Annotated in this window: 18 protein-coding genes and 3 pseudogenes; 10 read left to right on the plus strand and 11 right to left on the minus strand. The window is 43.4% G+C overall.

The annotated features are described in order from the left end of the window. Positions 1–419 (minus strand): annotated as a pseudogene (locus tag A1232T_RS14215) (hypothetical protein); the annotation flags it as partial. Positions 420–580: 161 nt separating this feature from the next. Between A1232T_RS14215 and rluB the strand changes: the two are divergent. Further along, a complete protein-coding gene (rluB, locus tag A1232T_RS02915) occupies positions 581–1462 on the plus strand; it encodes a 23S rRNA pseudouridine(2605) synthase RluB (protein ID WP_244152353.1) in 882 nt (293 codons plus the stop codon). Between the two features lie 115 nt (positions 1463–1577). Here the strand turns inward: rluB and A1232T_RS02920 are convergent, their stop codons facing one another. Both A1232T_RS02920 and A1232T_RS02925 read right to left on the minus strand, forming a co-directional pair. Next, positions 1578–2180 carry a hypothetical protein gene (locus tag A1232T_RS02920; protein ID WP_077447980.1) on the minus strand — a complete coding sequence of 201 codons (603 nt, stop codon included), beginning with the start codon at positions 2178–2180 and terminating at the stop codon, positions 1578–1580. A gap of 93 nt (positions 2181–2273) precedes the next feature. Further along, a complete protein-coding gene (locus A1232T_RS02925) occupies positions 2274–2864 on the minus strand; it encodes a hypothetical protein (RefSeq protein WP_077447981.1) in 591 nt (196 codons plus the stop codon). A 152-nt stretch (positions 2865–3016) separates the two neighbouring features. Here A1232T_RS02925 and A1232T_RS02930 point away from each other — a divergent pair, with 152 nt between their 5' ends. Then, positions 3017–3610, plus strand: coding sequence for a LysE/ArgO family amino acid transporter (locus A1232T_RS02930; protein WP_077447982.1), 594 nt, complete (start codon positions 3017–3019; stop codon positions 3608–3610). A 118-nt stretch (positions 3611–3728) separates the two neighbouring features. On the opposite strand, the gene A1232T_RS02935 is transcribed toward A1232T_RS02930, so the two are convergent. The 3 genes from A1232T_RS02935 to A1232T_RS02945 all read right to left on the minus strand — a co-directional run bounded on the left by A1232T_RS02935 (position 3729) and on the right by A1232T_RS02945 (position 6851). Then, positions 3729–4379 (minus strand): MarC family protein, encoded by a 651-nt coding sequence (locus A1232T_RS02935; protein ID WP_077447983.1) that lies wholly within the window; start codon positions 4377–4379, stop codon positions 3729–3731. 327 nt (positions 4380–4706) lie between these two features. Continuing rightward, positions 4707–5621 carry a carboxylating nicotinate-nucleotide diphosphorylase gene (gene nadC / locus A1232T_RS02940; RefSeq protein ID WP_077447984.1) on the minus strand — a complete coding sequence of 305 codons (915 nt, stop codon included), beginning with the start codon at positions 5619–5621 and terminating at the stop codon, positions 4707–4709. 123 nt (positions 5622–5744) lie between these two features. Beyond that, on the minus strand, positions 5745–6851 hold the full coding sequence (locus A1232T_RS02945) for an NUDIX hydrolase (RefSeq protein WP_077447985.1): 1107 nt from the start codon (positions 6849–6851) through the stop codon (positions 5745–5747). A 304-nt stretch (positions 6852–7155) separates the two neighbouring features. Here A1232T_RS02945 and nadA point away from each other — a divergent pair, with 304 nt between their 5' ends. The 3 genes from nadA (at position 7156) to A1232T_RS02960 (ending at position 11544) form a co-directional block, all read left to right on the plus strand. Beyond that, positions 7156–8358, plus strand: coding sequence for a quinolinate synthase NadA (nadA, locus tag A1232T_RS02950; protein ID WP_244152350.1), 1203 nt, complete (start codon positions 7156–7158; stop codon positions 8356–8358). Between the two features lie 68 nt (positions 8359–8426). Continuing rightward, entirely contained in the window at positions 8427–10382 is a 1956-nt protein-coding gene (gene nadB, locus A1232T_RS02955) for an L-aspartate oxidase (RefSeq protein ID WP_077447986.1), read from the plus strand. Between the two features lie 235 nt (positions 10383–10617). Beyond that, complete coding sequence (locus tag A1232T_RS02960) at positions 10618–11544, plus strand: LysO family transporter (protein ID WP_077447987.1); 927 nt, start codon at positions 10618–10620, stop codon at positions 11542–11544. Between the two features lie 150 nt (positions 11545–11694). Here A1232T_RS02960 and A1232T_RS02965 read toward each other — a convergent pair whose 3' ends face one another. The 4 genes and pseudogenes from A1232T_RS02965 to A1232T_RS02980 form a co-directional block, all read right to left on the minus strand. Then, positions 11695–12180 carry a hypothetical protein gene (locus tag A1232T_RS02965; protein WP_077447988.1) on the minus strand — a complete coding sequence of 162 codons (486 nt, stop codon included), beginning with the start codon at positions 12178–12180 and terminating at the stop codon, positions 11695–11697. A gap of 170 nt (positions 12181–12350) precedes the next feature. Then, positions 12351–13616, minus strand: coding sequence for an FAD-dependent oxidoreductase (locus A1232T_RS02970; RefSeq protein ID WP_077447989.1), 1266 nt, complete (start codon positions 13614–13616; stop codon positions 12351–12353). A gap of 67 nt (positions 13617–13683) precedes the next feature. Next, positions 13684–14991 carry a UbiH/UbiF/VisC/COQ6 family ubiquinone biosynthesis hydroxylase gene (locus tag A1232T_RS02975; RefSeq protein WP_077447990.1) on the minus strand — a complete coding sequence of 436 codons (1308 nt, stop codon included), beginning with the start codon at positions 14989–14991 and terminating at the stop codon, positions 13684–13686. Positions 14992–15227: 236 nt separating this feature from the next. Further along, positions 15228–16398: pseudogene (locus A1232T_RS02980) on the minus strand (RNA-guided endonuclease TnpB family protein). A 21-nt stretch (positions 16399–16419) separates the two neighbouring features. Here A1232T_RS02980 and A1232T_RS14590 point away from each other — a divergent pair. The 5 genes from A1232T_RS14590 to A1232T_RS03000 all read left to right on the plus strand — a co-directional run bounded on the left by A1232T_RS14590 (position 16420) and on the right by A1232T_RS03000 (position 19402). Then, entirely contained in the window at positions 16420–16560 is a 141-nt protein-coding gene (locus A1232T_RS14590; protein ID WP_083722611.1) for a transposase, read from the plus strand. Continuing rightward, positions 16547–16798, plus strand: coding sequence for an IS200/IS605 family transposase (tnpA, locus tag A1232T_RS02985; RefSeq protein WP_083722612.1), 252 nt, complete (start codon positions 16547–16549; stop codon positions 16796–16798). The genes A1232T_RS14590 and tnpA overlap by 14 nt, the downstream gene beginning before the upstream one ends. Positions 16799–17053: 255 nt before the next feature. Beyond that, positions 17054–18157, plus strand: coding sequence for a PhoH family protein (locus A1232T_RS02990; protein ID WP_077447991.1), 1104 nt, complete (start codon positions 17054–17056; stop codon positions 18155–18157). Between the two features lie 132 nt (positions 18158–18289). After that, a complete protein-coding gene (ybeY, locus tag A1232T_RS02995) occupies positions 18290–18844 on the plus strand; it encodes an rRNA maturation RNase YbeY (protein WP_077447992.1) in 555 nt (184 codons plus the stop codon). 129 nt (positions 18845–18973) lie between these two features. Further along, a complete protein-coding gene (locus A1232T_RS03000; RefSeq protein WP_077447993.1) occupies positions 18974–19402 on the plus strand; it encodes an Hsp20/alpha crystallin family protein in 429 nt (142 codons plus the stop codon). Between the two features lie 34 nt (positions 19403–19436). Here A1232T_RS03000 and A1232T_RS13775 read toward each other — a convergent pair. Continuing rightward, positions 19437–19523 (minus strand): annotated as a pseudogene (locus tag A1232T_RS13775) (IS5/IS1182 family transposase); the annotation flags it as partial.

The raw sequence follows: 19523 nt of genomic DNA on the forward strand, positions 1-19523 counted from the left end.
CCTTGTAAGCTGTTTTCAAGTAACGGCTTACTAAGCTGTTGATAGCTGATGTTGTCATTATGCACAAATCGCCATAACGCTTGGGTCTGAGCAAAACTGCTTTTAGTATCCATAGTTGCTTTCATACCAGCATGTAGATAACCGTTTGGGTGAGTGTGATTGTGTACGAGTTGTTGATATCGTTTGATGAGCCTCGTATCTAGCTCCATTTTATCTATGCCATACTGGAAGATTCTATCATTCTGTTTTGCTCTTTTTAAGTTGTGTAGATACCTATTCCCTGAAGTGGGTGGTTTTACGGCGACCGGTGATAAACTTGTAAGTACATAGCGATAATCCACATAAATTAACGTATAATAAGCATCCAAAATCAGCTGTGTCTGATTAAAAAACTTCTCTACATTGTGAAATGTAGCCACTCACCGATTCAAGGATGCATACCATGCCTCATTCTGAACAACCCAACTCAACTCCAGAAAGCGATGTCTATACCGATCATAACGGTGACTATCAATTCGCCTCTTCAACCACCCAAACCAGCACTGCCGGTACTGAAAAACTTCAAAAAGCCCTAGCCCGTATGGGTCTTGGCTCACGTCGTCAGATGGAAGAAGTTATTAAAGCAGGCCGTGTCTCAATCAACCAAAAGCCTGCTACTATCGGCGACCGTGTTGAACAAAGCGATGAAATTCGCGTTGACGGACGTTTAATTAAATACAAATCAGAGCGTGAAAAATGCCGCCGTGTATTGGCTTACTATAAGCCTGAAGGTGAGATTTGTTCGGCCAATGACCCTGAGGGTCGTACGACAGTATTTGAGCGTCTGCCAAAGCTGACTCATGACCGCTGGATTATGGTCGGTCGTCTGGATATCAACTCTACTGGTCTGCTGTTATTTACCAACGATGGTGAATTGGCTCACCGCTTAATGCACCCCTCGAACGAAATTGTTCGTGAATATGCGGTTCGTATATTGGGTGAACTGACTCCTGAGATGATGAAAAACTTAACCGATGGCGTCATGCTAGAAGACGGCCTAGCCAAGTTTGAAGACATCAAACAAGGCGGCGGTGAAGGGGTTAATAAGTGGTATCACGTTAAGCTAAAAGAAGGTCGTAACCGTGAAGTGCGTCGCCTAATTGAGTCACAAGGCTTGAAGGTAAGTCGCCTATTGCGTACCAGCTATGGCTCAGTTGATTTACCTAAAGAACTACGTACTGGCCGCTTTATCGAACTTGATAGAAAGGACATTCATCGTCTAATTGACTTAGTTCATCTGCATCCTCGTGAAGACATGGGGGTTCATGGTAAAGCCAAAGAGAAAAAAGAGCGCTTCCAGAAAAAACCAATGAAAGCCCGTACTATTCGTACCAGCTCTCGAAGTGGCCGCGCCAATACGGCCGGTAGAAATTCAAGCAATACCCGTGGCAGAGACACAGGTAATAGAGGCTCTAAGCGTTAATTAACGTCTAGATTGTCTTTAATCTGATACCAAAAAAGGCCCTTAGTTATTAACTGAAGGCCTTTTTGTTTTAAGCTACGAATTCAGAATACCACCTTTCTGAAATAACCATCTATTATTGACGTTGATCTAGATAACGCTGCATGACCTGCATCTGCTGCAGCGCTTCATTTTGACAGCCTTCAAGCAAGCTATCTAGCTTGGTTTCAATTTTTATTAACACTTCTAACAGCAAACCTAAGGCTTGAGCTTTATTTTCACTCATGTTTTCTTCACCGCTAACTTGGCTATTTGCATGGGCAGCATTTGATGCTCTATTAGCCGCTTGTTGTAGTAAATCTTCGTGACGAGCAATGTGCTGATAACTCTCAATCAGCTCTGGTACCCGAGTTTGCAATAGTTTACTGACCATAAACTCATCTTCAGAGACCATCGGTGTTTGACCGGCTTTAACTGCCTCATTGCGCCACTGCTGAAAGATATCTGCCTTACCATCAATTCGTAAAAGCTGCTCTACAATCACCGGTGGTAAGCCCTTTATTTGCTTATCGACTAAAGTCAGCTGTAACATAGGCGGTGTTGGTAGCTGTGATGGCTCAACATATTTCAAAGTGCCTGGAGTAATTCCTACAGCTCGATGAAAAGCCAACCAGCCTTTGCGGCCCACATAACCTGCGGCTACTACGGCGACGACCCCTACTCCTATTAGCACACTCATTGATTACGCTTACCTCTTATTTAACCACCACTATTTAACCACCACAAACTTACTCTTTACCCACTAATGACTCATGCCCTCAGCTGCTGCTTCTTATTTCTCAAAACGCTGCTGCAAATAACGATTGGTGGCCAAAAGCTTCTGACCATCTTGATGATACGCTGCATCTAGTAGCCCATCAAACTGAGTTTCTACTGTGTTCAAAACTTCCATTAGTGCTTGTCTGCCCGTCATATCCGAGTTCTTAATCTTCGTAGTGTCTGCTCGGCTAGACTCAGTACTGCTTTTCTCAGCTGAGATAACGACGGTTTTATTGGAGCTACTGTCTAAGTCATGTAAGCGGCGATAGTCGGCAACTGCTTCAGGGATGTGCTTATCCATGACATTTTTAATCATGATATAAGTTTCAGTGACCGCATCTGAATCATCAATGACACCATCATTGTTGGTATCACCGTAAAGCATTTTTAGCTTTTCACCTTTATCATTGATACTATCTAGCTTTTGCTTCACTTCAGGCGGTAAGCTTTTTTCTGGAATATAACCCAACTGCGGCATGGCCTTATACTCAAGCATTTTAGGCTGAGTCAGTTTTTTCACGCCTCGATACCCTAAGTATATGCCGGCTGCAGGTAGCACCCCATATAGTATAAACATCAGTACCATTGCAGTTGCTTGCGTCATATAACCACCCTTTGTTCTTTTTTATTATTCAGATACGGAAACTTAGTGCTTAAGCAGCCTGTTTAAAACTCTAAGCTTATAAGCGCCAAATACTTTATAATTAACCCGTATTAGCCTACCCCTATTTTAATAACTTACCCTGAGATAACTAGATGGATTATGTATCAGGCTTTGCCCTAGGCTTGTCGCTGATATTTGCAATAGGCTCACAAAATGCTTTTATCTTAAAACAGGGCTTAAAAAAGCAGCACGTTTTTGCCATCTGTTTGTTTTGCGCGGTATCTGATGCTTTATTAATCTCAGCGGGTGTTGCGGGGTTTGGAGCTGTTACCGCCAAATATCCCAATATCGTCACCCTCGCAAAAATTGCCGGTGCCTTATTTTTATTAGGATATGGTTTACAAAGTTTATATGCCAGTGTTAGCAAATCGCATGCCTTAATTCAAGACAGTAGCTCTGTGAGCAGTCTCAAAAAGTCCTTAATGCTGTGCTTTGGCTTTACTTGGCTCAACCCTCACGTTTATTTAGACACTTTGGTACTGGTAGGTATGGTCTCAACGGGAGCGGATAGTAAGGTAGAGTTTGGATTGGGGGCGGTCAGTGCTTCTTTTGTGTTTTTCTTTAGCTTAGGTTATGGCGCAAGGTTACTATCCCCTTTATTTGCCAAGCCCAAAGCATGGAATATCTTAGACGCGTTAGTAGGCGTACTCATGATTTATTTGGCATGGCACTTAGCATTTGGTTAGGTTTATAGGTTTAGTGGGCTGTATAAGCTTAGCAGTCTTATACAGGCAACTGAAATACCCTATTTGACCCAATATGCAACAATTAAACTGTATAGATAACAGCTTAGATAGCTTAAGCTTAGATGATATTAGGGAAGATAGAAACAAGCCCACTAACTAAAATCTCAATCGCAACGGCGGCAAGTAGCATACCCATGATACGGCTAATAATATTTAGTCCTGTATCCCCTAAAACCCGGCTTAACTGAGTCGCTGCAGACAGGGCTAGATAACAGAAAATAGCGATAACAAGACCGGCAATAATAATGGCCAGTTTTTGTTGCCAGGTATGTACTTGTGCGGCATAAATAATGACCGTAGAAATACCGCCAGGCCCTATAATCATTGGAATAGCCATAGGAACAACAGCGGCTGCTGTATTCCCCTCCATTGGCGCCCAATCACTCCACTCATCCCACTCCACATTATCTTGATCGGGCTTAACAGGGTTGCCCTCACCATTCATCATATTAAGGGCAATCAAGAATACCAGAATACCACCGGCTATCTGAAAAGAGCCTATCGAAATACCCAGCGCACGCAGCAACGTCTCGCCAGCAATCGTGAAGAATGCGATGGTAACAAACACAGTTAAGCTCGTAACTCTAGCAAAATTACGTCTATCGGCTGGTTTATAACCCCGTGTGGTGTCTAAAAATAGCGTTAGCGCACTAAAAGGGTGTATCAGTACCACAAAAGCCAAAATGATTTTGACAATTTCGGTGTCCATAGCGGGCGCCTCAGTTTGCAAAGGGTGGCGATTTTAACATAAGCAACAGGCAACGTATAACCCAATTATTAAATTTTTTTCAATAATTATTAGATTTATACGCTGCTTTTGTGGCCCGACGATTGAGATTTAGTTGAGCAATCAACTATAAATCAATCAACTACAAATAGAGTTATACCACTTTTTGCACACTATTTATATGTCACTAAAGTTAAGCCAGCAACCTGTCTTCAAAATCATTAAACATTTCAATCACTTAGTATTTATTAAAAACCCACACCATTGAAATCCCACGCCCGTAAACTGAGGTTAGTCCGCCTGGTTAGATTAGGCTGAAAAATCCATGCCAATATCTAGCGCTGTGGTGCTGTGAGTCAAATAACCCATGGCGATAAAGTCGACGCCCGTCTCGGCGACAGACACCACACTATCAGGCGTAATACCGCCAGATGCTTCAGTTTTTACACGGCCGCTTGGGTGATTCTTACACATGGCAACCGCTTCACGCAGGGTATCTGGACTCATATTATCAAGCAGCACCAGCTCAGCGCCGGCATCAATCGCTTGCTGCAGTTGCTCTAGGGTATCCACTTCAATCTCAATAGGAATTAAATGACCTGCCAGCTGCTTGGCCTGAGCAAGTGCATTTGGAATATTACCTGCAATCGCAATATGGTTGTCTTTAATTAAAATCGCATCGTCTAAACCCAAACGATGGTTACGACCACCGCCACAGCGTACGGCATATTTCTGCACGGTACGCAGACCAGGAATGGTTTTACGGGTACAGGTAACTTGTGCTGGATAATCAGCAACCAAATCCACTACTTTGCGAGTCGTAGTGGCAATGCCGCTTAAGTGGGTCATAAAGTTGAGTGCGGTACGCTCAGCGGTCAATAGATTACGGGCATTTCCGCTAATGGTGGCCAGAGTTTGACCCGCTGTTACCCAGGCTCCGTCGTGGGTATGAGCGGTGAATTCAATAGACGCATCCACTTGAGCGAAGGCCAATCTCGCTAAATCTAAACCACATACGACGCCCTCATCACGGACGGTCAAGGTCAACGTCGCCTGCTTATCAGCCGGTATGGTCGCTTGCGAAGTCACATCGCCACGACGACCCAAATCTTCTACTAAGGCATTTTCTACCAAGGGAGCCAATAGCACATCGTTTAATGGCGGTTCATGAATGGCGGCTGATTGAGAAGACTTCTGAGGATTGGTGCTAGGCGTTGAAGACATAAAGGGTCCTTGACAGTTATATTTTTACAATAAAAAAGTTAAGGCATCTGCCTCAACCAATAATACTCATAATGAGCATAAATATAACTAAGAAAAACCGCTTTAGCAATAATTAATTATCAATCAACGATTGTTGCTTTTAGGCAACTTACTGTCCATTAGTAAGCTTTGTAAGCCTATATCAAACCGGAACCGATATAACTTAGCAGGCCTTCCTCTGCCTGTTTGGCTGCTATTACCGGTGGGCTCAACTAGATTTTGACTTTCTAGCAAGCGTCTAAAGTTTTGTTTGTGCAGTGGCACTCCTGATAGAGCCTCCACGCTTTGCTGCAATTGTAATAAAGTAAATTCTTCAGGCATCAGACCAAAGATAAGCGGCCGATATTCAATCTTCGCCCGCAGTCGGGATATGGCGGTGGCAATCACTCGGCGGTGATCATAATACATAGGCTCGCCGATCACTTGATGCCAGTTTTTAGGCAGTTTGCTGGAGTTATAGTCCGGTGATTCAGGCAACAAGCCCGCCTCGTAAAGCATTTCATAACGCAATAGAGCGTGCTCAGCCACCCATTTGGTATACATCTCTTTGGCACTGCTACTGTGACTATCCCCACTGGCAACAACCTGCTCGAAATCTGAGTCTTGCTCCCAATCTCCACCCCAGCACAGATAAATACGCTGTAACCGTTTTAACCTTTCTGACTTGCTAGTGGCAGCCTCTGCCCATTGCTTAAGCTTTTCAGTAATTTGAGCGCTATTGGTCTCTGTTAAAAGACGATTTTCCCAAGGAAAATAATCATACCAATCTCGCCAGCGGGCACTGCTTTTAGAGCTAAAGGGCGCGACAGAGGATTCAGAATCTGGGTTATTACTCTGCCCCTCTCCCAGCACTCCCTCTTCCACCATGGCCTCTTGTATCATTGCTTCTTGCACCAAGCCCATATAACTGACGTAGACCAAAGCATGGCCGTCTTTATTGCGTCTGTTGGTATCGACAAACGTATATAACTGCTCGATATACCCTAAAGGCTGTTTTGTTTGCTCTTCCACCCACTGACGTACGCCAGCTTGCAACGAGCGGTGCAATGGCATAAGTGGCCCATTTGGCAGAAGCTTACCGCCGTCTACCGTCAGTACTCGGGCACGGCTATCGGTAATAGCTATCAATACGGCAACCACCTCTGTGGTACCGCTACCTTCGCTATGGGCGTGAGAAAAAGACAAGCTCATATTTACCATCAATGTTATTAAAGTTATGGCTTTAGTATATCTGTTAATCCGCTAAATTACACGAACCCCGCCTTAAGCTTAAACAATTGATATCAATTATTACCAAACACAAAATTTCGCTGAAACCCAGCCTAAGTCAATGAAAACAAAGGTTTTTATAGGCTGTCTCACATAAGCTATTAATTTTAATTAAAAAAATTTCTTGTATTTATGCTCAAAACGAGCATAATTATATTCCTTCATACCAATTAACACTTTATTCATTAATAATTTTTCAGTTACCAATTTCGTAATAGGGATTTTTATGACAGCCTCACAGACCAGTCCAGTCGAATCGAACAAAAATAACACTTTAGAAAAAGTGGAGCTTTTTGCTTATGACGCGCCAACCTTGGACCAAAGTAATCAGCAATCCGCCGTTAATAACATCGATATAGAGTATGCCAAAGCCAAAATCCCTGCTGAACTGCCTCGTAGCGAACGCCAGCAAGTGGTTGAGAACATCAAGCGTCTGCTAAAAGAGCACAATGCGGTGCTTGTGGCTCATTATTATGTCGACCCTTACATTCAAGACTTAGCGTTAGAAACAGGCGGCTGCGTTGGTGATTCGCTTGAGATGGCCCGCTTCGGTAAAGAGCATGACGCACAAACTTTGGTCGTGGCCGGCGTAAGATTTATGGGTGAGTCAGCCAAGATCTTAAGCATGGAAAAGACAGTGCTTATGGCTGATTTAGAAGCTGAATGCTCACTTGATTTGGGTTGCCCGATTGATGAGTTCAGTGCGTTTTGTGACCAACATCCGGATCGTACTGTCGTGGTTTACGCAAATACCAGTGCTGAAGTCAAAGCCCGTGCTGATTGGGTCGTGACCTCATCAGTGGGTCTTGAAATCGTTACCCACCTGCATGAGCAAGGCCAAAAAATCATTTGGGGACCAGACCGTCATTTAGGTAAATACATCCAAAAAGAAACCGGTGCCGACATGGTGCTATGGCAAGGTTCATGCATCGTGCACAACGAGTTCAAGGCCAAAGAACTACAACAGCTTAAAGCTGAACATCCTGAAGCGGTTGTGCTGGTTCATCCTGAGTCGCCAGACAGCGTAGTGGCTTTGGCCGATGTGGTGGGTTCAACCAGTAAGCTGTTAAATGCCACCAAAGAGATGGATGCCAAAACTTTCATCGTTGGTACCGACCTTGGCATCTTGCATGAGATGCAAAAGCATTCTCCAGATAAGCTGTTTTTGGCCGCGCCAACAGCGGGCGAAAGTGCTACCTGCAAAAGCTGTGCCTTCTGCCCTTGGATGGCAATGAACGGCCTAAAAGGTATTGAACAGTGTTTAGAAAACGGAACCGGTGAGATCAAACTTGAGCCACAGCTTGCTACTGCTGCCTTAAAACCGTTACAGCGCATGCTTGACTTTGCTGCTGAACAAAAACGCCGTGTGGCTACCAGTGGCGACATCATCAAAGACCGTGCTTTATTTGCTAATGTTGGTCCAGCTTAAATACTTGAGCTAACTAGACTAGCCAGCCAGCTTTAACACTATCGTTAACCCTTTAAAAGAGCCTGCTTATGCCAACACCAAAAACCTCTGCCCCTTCTTGCTCATCAGCTGTCACTGACGCAAAGTCAGTCCATAAAACTGGCCCTGATTTTTTACAGGAAACCACAACGACGCAGTACTGTGATGTTCTCATTATTGGGGCAGGGTTAGCAGGACTGGCCACGGCATTATCACTGCCAAAGCAGCTGAAAGTTACGGTGCTCGCCAAAGAAGGGTTAACCGCTTGCTCAAGTTATTATGCTCAAGGTGGTATTGCCGCAGTAATTGATAGCCAAGATAAAGTATCAGACCATGTGAGCGATACCTTGATAGCCGGTGACGGCTTATGCAATGTAGAAGCGACTAGCCAAATCCTAATTCAAGGAAGCAATGCCATAAGCTGGCTGTTATCGCATAACGTGCCTTTCACCACCAATGATGAGGGGCAATCCCTTAATGAGACTAAGATAGACACCCAACTTGCTAGCTTACACCTCACTCAAGAAGGTGGGCATGGCTGTCGCCGTGTGGCTCATGCCGATGATGCTACCGGTCGACATATTATGATCCGTTTGCAACAGCAAGCGTCACAAGCTGACAATATTAGCCTACTTCCCTTTCATGAAGCCCTAAGCCTAATCACTGAAGATGCAAAGCAGACAACGACCACTCGTCGCTGTATTGGTGCTAAGGTAATCGATACCCAGACCCATAATTTAATAACTTTCAATAGCAAAGCGGTAGTTCTTGCTAGCGGAGGATTGGGGCAATTATTTAGTCGAGCCACCGCCCCTAACGTCTGTGTCGGCGATGGCATTATGATGGCTTGGGAAGCTGGCTGTCGTTTGGCCAACTTAGAGTTCATCCAATTTCACCCCACAGGCTTGGTTTATAACGATGAAAATGGCAGCAGTAACTTCCTAATATCTGAAGCGGTGCGCGGCGAAGGTGGATTACTGCGTTGCCCAATCAGCCACGAGCGCTTTATGCCAAACTATGATACACGTGAAGAGCTGGCACCACGTGACATCGTGGCCCGAGCCATTGCCAACGAGATTGCTAATAATAATGTGGGTTATGTGCATTTGGATATCTCTCACAAGCCCGCTGACTTCATTAAACAGCATTTCCCTGATATTTATGCTCACTGTTTAAGCCTAGGCATCGATATTACTCAGCAGCCAATTCCCGTTGCGCCCACTGCCCATTATACCTGTGGCGGGGTCGTCGCCAATGCATCAGGACAAACCGATGTAACCGGTCTATATGCTGCAGGAGAGGTGGCCAATACCGGGCTGCATGGCGCCAATCGCCTGGCCAGTAATTCACTTCTTGAGTGTGTGGTAGTAGGCCGAAAGATCGCTTCACAGTTAGCGAGACAGCTGACCAATGCAAGCCCGTTAGATACAGAAAGCTCAGATAACCCAGATGAAAGCACCCTTGCTGAGTCAGTTACTCATACTAAATCGCCCTCACTGACTCAATTAATCGTCCCTACTGAGCACCTAAATTCATCTGTTGAAATGACAGACTTCTCATTATCACCCGATGATTTTGATTTAGAGGACCAGTTGACTTCATTAAAACAGCTAATGACTGATAACATGGGCATCAAACGCAATGAAGCCAGTTTAAAGCAGGCATTAGACCAAGTTATTAGGTTAAAACAGCAGCTATCGCTACTACCAACAGATCCGGTAGCAGAGCAAAATTCATCATTAAATAGATTCCGCTTTGATCGTTTATTGACCTTAGCTTCGCTGTTATTGCAATCAGCTCTGACCCGAACTGAAAGTCGAGGCGGTCATTATCGAGAGGATTATCCTAGCGTCACCCACTCACCTGCAACCAGTATTGTTACCCCTTTATGCAGCCAAGCTGACGAATTTTCAAGGAATGTAAAACCGATTGATAATATCGCTGAGCTTAAACTGAACAAACAAAGCAGTTCTAAACGGGCTATTTTGGTAGCCAAAGCTTCCTAGCTCTTGTCTTGAGTATTAGGAATGGGCAATCGAGACTCATTCCTTATCTTGTCCTCACTGCCGGTTATGATAGTGAGGTAAGCCCTACCTTTTCATACCAAACAACCCTCACCTCTCAAGCTATGGTAGAATCGCTATTTCTTCGCTATGGCTAACGGTAGACTTTTGTTTTTTCAAACTTTAGCACACACCGCAACCATGACTTACCCTCACTAATCAGCCTGTGTGTCCTCTCATGCAAACACCACAAAACTTAGACAACCTCATCACCCTTATTTTAGTACTAGCTCCTCTATTTATTGGTTTTGCCCTGCCATTAAATAAAACCCTTGTCCAGCTATCAGAAAAGATGCTAGGTTATTTGGTGTATGTCATTTTGACGCTTATCGGCATTGAATTGGCACAAGTCGAGGGGCTTGGTAGCCGAATTACTGACATTCTCATGTACGTCAGTGTGTTGTCTGTATTGACTATTGGTAGTGGTCTGGCCGCTCTAATGGTGTTTGACCGTTTTTCACCTTGGACACCAGCAGGAAAAAACAGCAATGCGGCTCCCAAGGTCAGTATTCGAGGCAGCTTGTTACAGGTCAGCTGTGTGATTATCGGCTTTGTGATTGGTATGTTTTTGCCCGAGGGTTATAGACCGCCAGCAGATAGCATGACCGTCCTATTAATGATACTTATTTTGTTGGTTGGTATTGGTCTAAAAGGCTCAGGCATCACCTTAAAAGAAGTACTGCTAAGCAAACGTGGTATGCAAACTAGTGTTATTTTCACCCTTGCGGTACTAATGGGTGGCATTGTATTTTGGCTGATCTTTGATGAGGTGTCTTTGACTCAAAGCTTAGCTTTGGCTTCTGGCTTTGGTTGGTATTCGCTGTCAGCCATTGTAATGACCGATGCATATGGCGCAGTTTGGGGCAGTGTGGCACTGTTTAATGATTTGGTGCGTGAGTTCTTTGCGCTGTTGTTTATACCGTTTTTTATGCGCAAAACCCCTTCAGCAGCGGTGGGGCTTGGTGGTGCAACCAGTCTCGATTTTACTTTACCCATTATTCAACAATCAGGTGGGCTTGGCGTGGTGCCTTTAGCCATTAGCTTTGGTTTTATTATTAACATTGTGGCGCCAGTACTGATGGTTGTTTTCTCTTCTTTTGGATAATCAGTATTTAACTGCCCCTAAGATGGTAATCACCCAAAAAAATAACACCGCTCAAACGCAGATTACTCTCTTGAAACGCAAAAAGGTATGGTTTGTTGGTCAATATTAGACCTCGAAACCATACCTTTTTTTATGATGGAAATTAAAGGATTAAGACTTTAGCTTTCTTTTATAAGTGACCTTGTTATTGATTGAGATCTTGATTCTTTTTTTCTTAACCATTCTCTCAATCACTTTTTCTACCAGCTTTTCATCATCGGTACGCAAGTGGCTAAGCAAGAAGTTTCGTAACGCTTTTTTCTTAAGAGGACGCCTGTTACCAGGTTGTTTTTTTAGCAACTTAACGCCTTTATGGCACTGCTTTTTAACTTCTTTTTTTGCTGCCTTTTTGGCTGATTTTTCTTTTTTATCTTGCTTGTCTTTCTTGTGGTCTTTGTCCTTTTTACGGTCTTTATCTTTTTTATCCTTCTTATCTTTCTTGTGCTTTTTGTCTTTCTTGTGCTTTTTCTCCTTTTTCTCTTCTTTACGCTTTTTATCTTTTTTGTGATCCTTATCCTTGTCTTGTTTTTTATCTTTTTTGCTAGATTTCTCTAACTTCTCTTCATTAAGTAATTTATCTTCATCTTTGTCGCTCATGATGCACCTCTCCTGATCATATTAAGTTAATAACTCTGTAAAACACATCACAACTAAATTCCGCTTTATCCCCTTTTTACTACTGGGCTAGCGAACCGAACACTAAAAATGATTTAAATGATTAAACAGCTATTTAAAATAGCGACTGCGAGAATCGATAAAGGCCTCATTTACAACCCACTCGCTTTTTGAGTAAAGAACCTCATCAACGGCTTAATCTTACCCACTTGATACATGCCTTCACTACGAATTTGCTGCACAGGGCGAAGTGCCGCAAAGTCACCGGCAAACAGCCAGTTCATCAATGAGAAGCTGTGCATCATAACACTGTTGTGCGGACGGCGCGTTCGCTCATAACGGCGCAATGTGGCCAGCTCACCCCAGCATCTACCGCCACTGCGCTCATAATCTGCCATCAACTCTTCCACTAAGGCAGCCACATCAAGCATGCCTAAATTCAGTCCTTGACCCGCCAGCGGATGTACGCCATGCGCCGCATCTCCGACTAACACTAAGTTTTCTTTGACATAGTGCTTGGCCTGCTGAGCGTTAAGCGGGAAGCTTGCAATAGACTCAAGTTGCTCAATATCGCCTAACGCATACTGACTGGCAGCAGCAAGCTCTCTTCGCAAGGTGTCATCATCTTCTTCATTTAACTGCAGTAGCTCAAGGGCTCTATTACGAGGCAGACTCCATACCACCGATTGCCAGTGCTGCGGATTGGCCTTATCGTCTTCAGTGACATCGGCTAGAGGTAATAAAGCTAGCGTGCCCGTGGGTAGCATAAGTTGTCTTGCAGTGGCACGGTGTGGCTGCTGAGTCTTAATAGCACAGCAAATAGCGGTTTGATTGTAGTCTAAAGTATCCAATCCAATACCCGCCTCACGTCGCACCAGTGATCCGCGACCATCAGCACCTATAAGCAGCTTACCTTGCAGCTTATCGCCATTATCCAAGTGCACCTGATAGCCTTGTTGGCTGCCTAACCAATCAAGCAAAGTGACCTTATGGCCTGCTACCAAGGTCAAGTATTCACTGACATCCTCTGCCGCCATACGTTGATATAAAGCATGCTCAATAACGAAAGGCTCGACCATACTGCCCAGCAATTGCGGCACATACTCATCGCCGAAATTTAGCTCACCCTTACCGTCTTGCTGCCACACTTGCATCTGAGTGTAATCGGCCTTGCGCCCTGACTGAGCAATCAATTGCCACGCACCCACCTGCTTTAACAGCTCAATACTAGCAATGCTGAGCGCAAAGACTCGGGCATCACGCTGCAGTAACTTTTGTTGCCATTGCTCTTTGGTCAATTCAGGACGGGCATCGATTAAAGTCACTTTTTGCTGCTGCTGTGCCAATTTCAATGCCAAAGTCGCACCGACTATGCCGCCGCCAATAATTAGGGTTTGTGTCTCAGTAGTTGTCGCCATAAAGCCGCCCAATGTTTCAAATAAAATCAGTTAAAATTAAAATTGCTGCCATTCAAGTTTGCAAACTTTAGGACTTAAGACCCATCGCATAGTTGGCCACCAGTGGCTTCACGTTAGGTAGCTTATCAAAAGCAATCAAGGCCACGTTGCGGGCCAGCTTCACTGCTGGATTGGGATGAGTAAAGCCATGCACTACGGCATCACAGAAGCGGATCACACGCTTTTGGTCTTTTTGACGGGCACGCTCATAAGCTTTTAGCATAGAGCTCTCACCAATATCTTCCCCACGTAACACTTGATTACCCAGCATTTTTGCTAACACATGAGCATCGCGCATACACAGGTTAAAGCCTTGACCGGCAACTGGGTGCAAGGTATGCGCCGCATTACCCATAATCACCACGCGCCCCTCAACCTGTTTGTTTGCCAATACGCGAGTTAATGGATAAGCGCCCCGTCTTCCCGCCTCAACAAAGGTTCCTGCTCGTTGACCAAAGGCCTTTTGTAAAGTGGCCATAAACAGCGCATCATCGTCTAGATACTGCTGCTCTTCCCCACTTTTACAAACCCAAACTACAGAACGTCGGTAGCCGGCCTGTACCGGGTTATTGCCATCACCTTCTGCATCCGTTAATGGCAATACAGCCAAAGGGCCTGCCGGGCTAAAGCGCTCAATAGCCACGTGTTCATGAGGCTTATCGGTCTGCACCACCCCAACAATAGCGGTCTGTCCATAATCGTAATCCTTGGTCCCAATACCCAGTAAATTACGCACTGTGGAATCTCGACCATCGCAAGCTACTAACAAATCAGCGCTTAAGGTTTGCTGTTGTTCAGTATCCGTATCATAAACCAGGGTCACTGAAGTTGCTGACTGCTCAACATCAGTAACGTTTGCCCCATCGATCAAGTTAATTAATGGGCTTTGCTGCACTGCCAATAACAACTTACGACCCAACCAAGCGTTCTCCATAACCTGACCAAAAGACTCTACATTTTCCTCTTCTTTATTCAGCTGAGCATAGCCAAAGCTGCCCTGCTCGCTAACCTGAACTGAGTCAATGCGACAGGCCTGACTTTGTAACTGATCCCACAGATTAATCTCTTGATAAATTTGTACTGTGCGACGTGACAAAGCGGTATTACGGCTGTCTAGATAATGGGTTCTTTTGGCATCTTCTTTGGGACTAAGTTTGGGATATTTATTACGCTCCACTATGGTGCTAGCAATGCCTTGAGCGGCCAGTAATAAAGCAAAAGACAACCCCACATGACCCCCACCAGCAATAATAACGTTTTGCTCGGTAATGGCATTTTGATTTGTCTGAGGATTTAAATCGTTTATTACAGGATTATTTTCAGTTTGATTTGTCATGGATTACTCTTATTCACTTGGCTTAAGCTTATCTGTTTAATATTTTCTTATTTAGTATCTTATCATGTTACCTTAATTATCGACCTTATAATCATAGCCTTTGACCTACTCCCACCACCAAACCTAGAGGTTATGGTGGGGGAATCTTTGCGACCCATAGTAACTTCAATCTAGGATTGTGTCACCACCTTTCGCCAGTACACTTACGCTGATAAGTATTGTACTGGAGGAACTCTTTACACAGTAGCAAGTCCTGCTACATCAGCTAACGCCTGTTGGCGTATATTATTGCTTGTATTGATATCACTGTCATGCTGTGTTTGACAGCTAGGACACACCCAATGACGCACCGATAACGGCAGACTCTCTAATTTGTGATGACAATGCGAGCAAATTTTACTACTAGCAAAGAACCGATTTACTTTTAGAACATTTTTGCCATACCAACTCGCCTTGTAAGTAAGCAGAGTAACAAACTGTCCCCAACCAACATCATTAATCGCTTTAGCAAGTTTACGGTTCTTTACCATGTTTTACACCTAAATCTTCAATCGCATAACTGGTAGCTTGGTTTTCGCAAATCAGTTTATACGTGACTTTATGGTGTAAGTCTAAGCGCTGGTTGCGTACTTTTTCATGAATACGAGCAACCGCTAATTTTTGCTTTTGATAGTTTTTACTTTGTTTTTGTTTACGAGCAAATATTTTTTGCTGTGCAGAAAGTCTTTGACTGGCTTTGGATAAATGTTTTGGGTTATCAACCTTGCTGCTATCAGACAAAACAAGTAGATGACTGATGCCTAAGTCAATACCAACAGTTAGGCTAGGCTCTATTGTGGTAGGTGTTGGTACAACTTCATTGTTTTCAACTAACATACTTGCATAGTATTTGCCTGTTGCTGTCTTACTAATCGTTACTGTTTTAATCTTACCCTCAAACTCACGGCTAAATACGGTCTTAATACCCTTTATTTTAGGTAGGTTGATCATGCCTTGTGCAAAGTTTGCTGTGCAATGCTGAGGGCATTGATAACTTCGCTGTGGGATTTTTTTAGATTTAAAACGTGGAAACTTAGCCTGACCTTTGAAGAAGTTAGTAAAAGCGGTATGTACGCCCCGCAAGGCATTTAGTAGTGATTGACTGTTGACCTCACTAAGCCATGAAAATTTAGCCTTTTTCTTTTTCTTTTTCTTAACCAAGTGACTTTGAATTTTGGTGCGTGACAAAGACTTACCAAATATAGCGTAGTATCGTTTTTGCAAAGCTAACGCCCAGTTGAACACAAAACGGCTACAGCCAAAGTGCTTTTCGATAAGCACCTGCTGTTCACGATTTGGGTAAATGCGATATTTATAGGCTTTAAGCATGGTTTGGAAGTCGTCTTGAATAGAGATATAACCTAGCATCACTTCTATTTGATATCAATTATGAGCAGGTTATTAAAATCCCATTACAACAGTATTTATAGACTTACTTATCATTTAGTGTTAGTCACGAAAAACGGTAGAAAATGCTTTACTGGGGCTATGCTTGATAGGCTAAAAGAAATCATAACTGACCTTTGTTAAAAAATGGGAAGTTGAGCTGTTAGAACTCAATGGGGATTCTGACCATGTGCATTTACTGCTTGATATGAACCCCAATATCATGCCAAGTAAGTTTATCAATAATCTAAAAGCAGTAACTAGCCGACTGATGAGAAAGGCATTTGCAAAACATTTGGCACAGTTTTACTCGGAGCCTGTACTTTGGACTAGGGCATATTGTTTGCTGACTACTGGCGGTGCTACGATTGATACCATTTGATAATATATCGAAAGACAAGAACGCCCTGACTAGGTCGCCCGTGCTGACATCTCCACCTAAATCAAAGATTATAGGTGGAGAATTACGCACGATAAGTTAAACTCTAATATTATTTAATCGCCCCCTAGCAACTATCTCTGCATCATCAAATTACAAAAATCGACTCATTGCTTGGCTGCTATCGCTTGAATTTCATTATTTAACGGCCATAATAAATACATAGTTTTAAAACCTACATAAAAAAAGGATCCTCACTTGACCGATACCGTCACACGAAAAATCAACTTGGATTTTTTAACCTCCTCTCAGCTAAAAATCTTAGTTGGTGAATACAATAACAATCTTAAATACATTGAAGAACGCCTTGGCATTCATATAAATCAGCGTCAGCATAAGTTCATCTTAGCCGGTGACCTGACAGCGGTAGAGCGTGGCGACTTTATTTTAAACAAATTGGCTGATGAATCTCAGTCTGAAAAAGACATTACGCCGCACGAGCTGCATCTTATCATTCAAGCCAGTATGTCTCGTGATTTTGATACCTTTGCTAGTCCTGAAAAAGTTGAAGATGAGCCAGACTCAGAAGAATATGCCTACGATGCTGAGGCCAACTATGACTCGATTGCGCTAAAAACCCGTAAAGGCAAAATCATTCCTCGCGGCGGCAATCAGCAGCGTTATGTGAAGCGTATTTTGACTTCTGATGTGTCATTTGGTGTGGGTCCTGCCGGTACCGGTAAGACTTATCTGGCCGTCGCTTGCGCCGTTGATATGCTAGAGCGTAATGAGATTGAGCGTATCTTACTGGTACGTCCTGCGGTAGAAGCCGGTGAAAAACTAGGCTTTTTACCAGGCGACTTAACTCAGAAGATTGACCCTTATCTACGCCCTTTATATGACGCTTTATACGAAATGCTTGGCTTTGAAAAAGTGGGTAAGTTAATTGAGAAGCAAATCATTGAGATTGCCCCATTGGCCTATATGCGTGGGCGTACGCTAAACAATTCATTTGTTATTCTCGATGAGGCACAAAACACTACCCCTGAACAGATGAAAATGTTCTTAACCCGTTTGGGCTTTGGTTCCCGGGCGGTTATTACCGGTGACGTGACTCAGGTCGACTTACCGCGTGGCCATAAATCTGGTCTGGCTCAAGCCATTCAAATCTTAGGTAAAATTGATGAGATTCATGTCACTAAATTTGAATCTAAAGACGTGGTACGTCATCAGCTGGTCCAAAAAATCGTTGAAGCTTACGGCGCTTGGGATGAAGAACAAGAAGCCATTAAAGAGGCCCGTAAAATAGCTCGCCGAGAAGAGCAAGAGCGCAAACAAGCTGAAGCAGATGCTAAGTCTTAACGCTTAACCATATAAAAGCTTATAGTTTCTTATTTTTATTACCAACAAGTCGGATACTCTCCGGCTTGTTGTTTTTATACCACTCATTAAGGATTAATCCTCTTTTTACTAGATTACTCAGCTGGACTCATTATGACAGACTCCCTTCTACCTACTATTGATATTAGCGCTTCAGAGGCTATCGCCACTGAAATCCTTGATCAGTATTACTCACTTGAAGCCATTCAGCAGGTACTAACCACCACTCTAAATTATATGGATGCACAACCGGTTAATCTGCCTTACTTTGAAGAATTGCATAACGAGCAGTGGACAACAAAGCCAAAACAGTTGGGCATTTATTTAACGGACAGTACTGAAGGCCGTGAGCTAAACTTAGAGGCGCGTGGCAAAGATTACGCCACCAACATCTTATCTTACCCAAGTGACCTACCTGCCCTTATCTTAGCGGAAATGCCAGAAGTGGCTTTGGGTGAACTGATTATTTGCCATGAAGTAGTCGAGCAGCAGGCAAAAGAACAAAACAAAACTGTTGGCGAACATGTAACCCATTTATTGGTACATGGTATCTTGCATTTATTAGGCTTTGATCATGAGTTAGGACAAGCTGAACAGGATGAAATGGAAGGCTTTGAAATTGCTATTTTAGAGAAGCTAAGTATCAGCAATCCGTATATTGCCAAGTAGTCATTACAGACCGTTGTCTTAACTGTTTATTTAATAAACCCTTGAAATAAAAAAAGTTATCCACATATATATAGGTAAGAGAGACACTTAGATGTCACATAGTAAACCATTAACTATGAGGATAATAATATGAATAAATTAGTCACTAGAAATTCGATTTTTGATAGCTTATTTGATGAAATGTCACCTAGCTTTTTAATGCGCCCCCTACATGGTGATGCCCTACCTGCTGCTTCAAAAATTAAGATTGATGTCAGTGAAAAAGACGACACCTTCTTTGTAAATGCAGAAGTTCCAGGGGTGGCCAAAGAAGATATTGATTTGTCAATTTCTGGAGATGTGGTTTCAATCAGTGCTGAGATTGCCCAAAAAGATGAGCAAAAAGAAGGCAATAAAGTTCTACGTAGCGAGCGTTACTATGGCTCGGTCTCACGTAGCTTCCAGTTACCTGAGAAGATTGATGTCGATAAAGCAGAAGCTTCTTATGAAAACGGCATATTGCAACTGTCTTTACCTAAGCTTACGGGCTCAACCAGCAAGAAGCTTGAAATTAAATAACCTAATAAGCCAATAGGCAAGCTAGGGCGTGTCCTCAATTTAACTTACAGTGAATAATAGTACAAGCTAGGTAAAGCATAGATTTAAAATTGCGTGCTAGCTTTTCATAGCGTGTTGCTAT

Origin of the sequence: Psychrobacter pasteurii, from assembly GCF_900162815.1 — a bacterium.
GTDB lineage: Bacteria > Pseudomonadota > Gammaproteobacteria > Pseudomonadales > Moraxellaceae > Psychrobacter > Psychrobacter pasteurii.

Coding starts and splice junctions, on each gene's coding strand:
- rluB (WP_244152353.1), top strand. CDS start 581: ATGGGTCTTGGCTCACGTCGTCAGATGGAAGAAGTTATTAAAGCAGGC.
- A1232T_RS02920 (WP_077447980.1), bottom strand. CDS start 2,180: ATGAGTGTGCTAATAGGAGTAGGGGTCGTCGCCGTAGTAGCCGCAGGT.
- A1232T_RS02925 (WP_077447981.1), bottom strand. CDS start 2,864: ATGACGCAAGCAACTGCAATGGTACTGATGTTTATACTATATGGGGTG.
- A1232T_RS02930 (WP_077447982.1), top strand. CDS start 3,017: ATGGATTATGTATCAGGCTTTGCCCTAGGCTTGTCGCTGATATTTGCA.
- A1232T_RS02935 (WP_077447983.1), bottom strand. CDS start 4,379: ATGGACACCGAAATTGTCAAAATCATTTTGGCTTTTGTGGTACTGATA.
- nadC (WP_077447984.1), bottom strand. CDS start 5,621: ATGTCTTCAACGCCTAGCACCAATCCTCAGAAGTCTTCTCAATCAGCC.
- A1232T_RS02945 (WP_077447985.1), bottom strand. CDS start 6,851: ATGAGCTTGTCTTTTTCTCACGCCCATAGCGAAGGTAGCGGTACCACA.
- nadA (WP_244152350.1), top strand. CDS start 7,156: ATGACAGCCTCACAGACCAGTCCAGTCGAATCGAACAAAAATAACACT.
- nadB (WP_077447986.1), top strand. CDS start 8,427: ATGCCAACACCAAAAACCTCTGCCCCTTCTTGCTCATCAGCTGTCACT.
- A1232T_RS02960 (WP_077447987.1), top strand. CDS start 10,618: ATGCAAACACCACAAAACTTAGACAACCTCATCACCCTTATTTTAGTA.
- A1232T_RS02965 (WP_077447988.1), bottom strand. CDS start 12,180: ATGAGCGACAAAGATGAAGATAAATTACTTAATGAAGAGAAGTTAGAG.
- A1232T_RS02970 (WP_077447989.1), bottom strand. CDS start 13,616: ATGGCGACAACTACTGAGACACAAACCCTAATTATTGGCGGCGGCATA.
- A1232T_RS02975 (WP_077447990.1), bottom strand. CDS start 14,991: ATGACAAATCAAACTGAAAATAATCCTGTAATAAACGATTTAAATCCT.
- A1232T_RS14590 (WP_083722611.1), top strand. CDS start 16,420: ATGAGCAGGTTATTAAAATCCCATTACAACAGTATTTATAGACTTACT.
- ybeY (WP_077447992.1), top strand. CDS start 18,290: ATGACAGACTCCCTTCTACCTACTATTGATATTAGCGCTTCAGAGGCT.
- A1232T_RS03000 (WP_077447993.1), top strand. CDS start 18,974: ATGAATAAATTAGTCACTAGAAATTCGATTTTTGATAGCTTATTTGAT.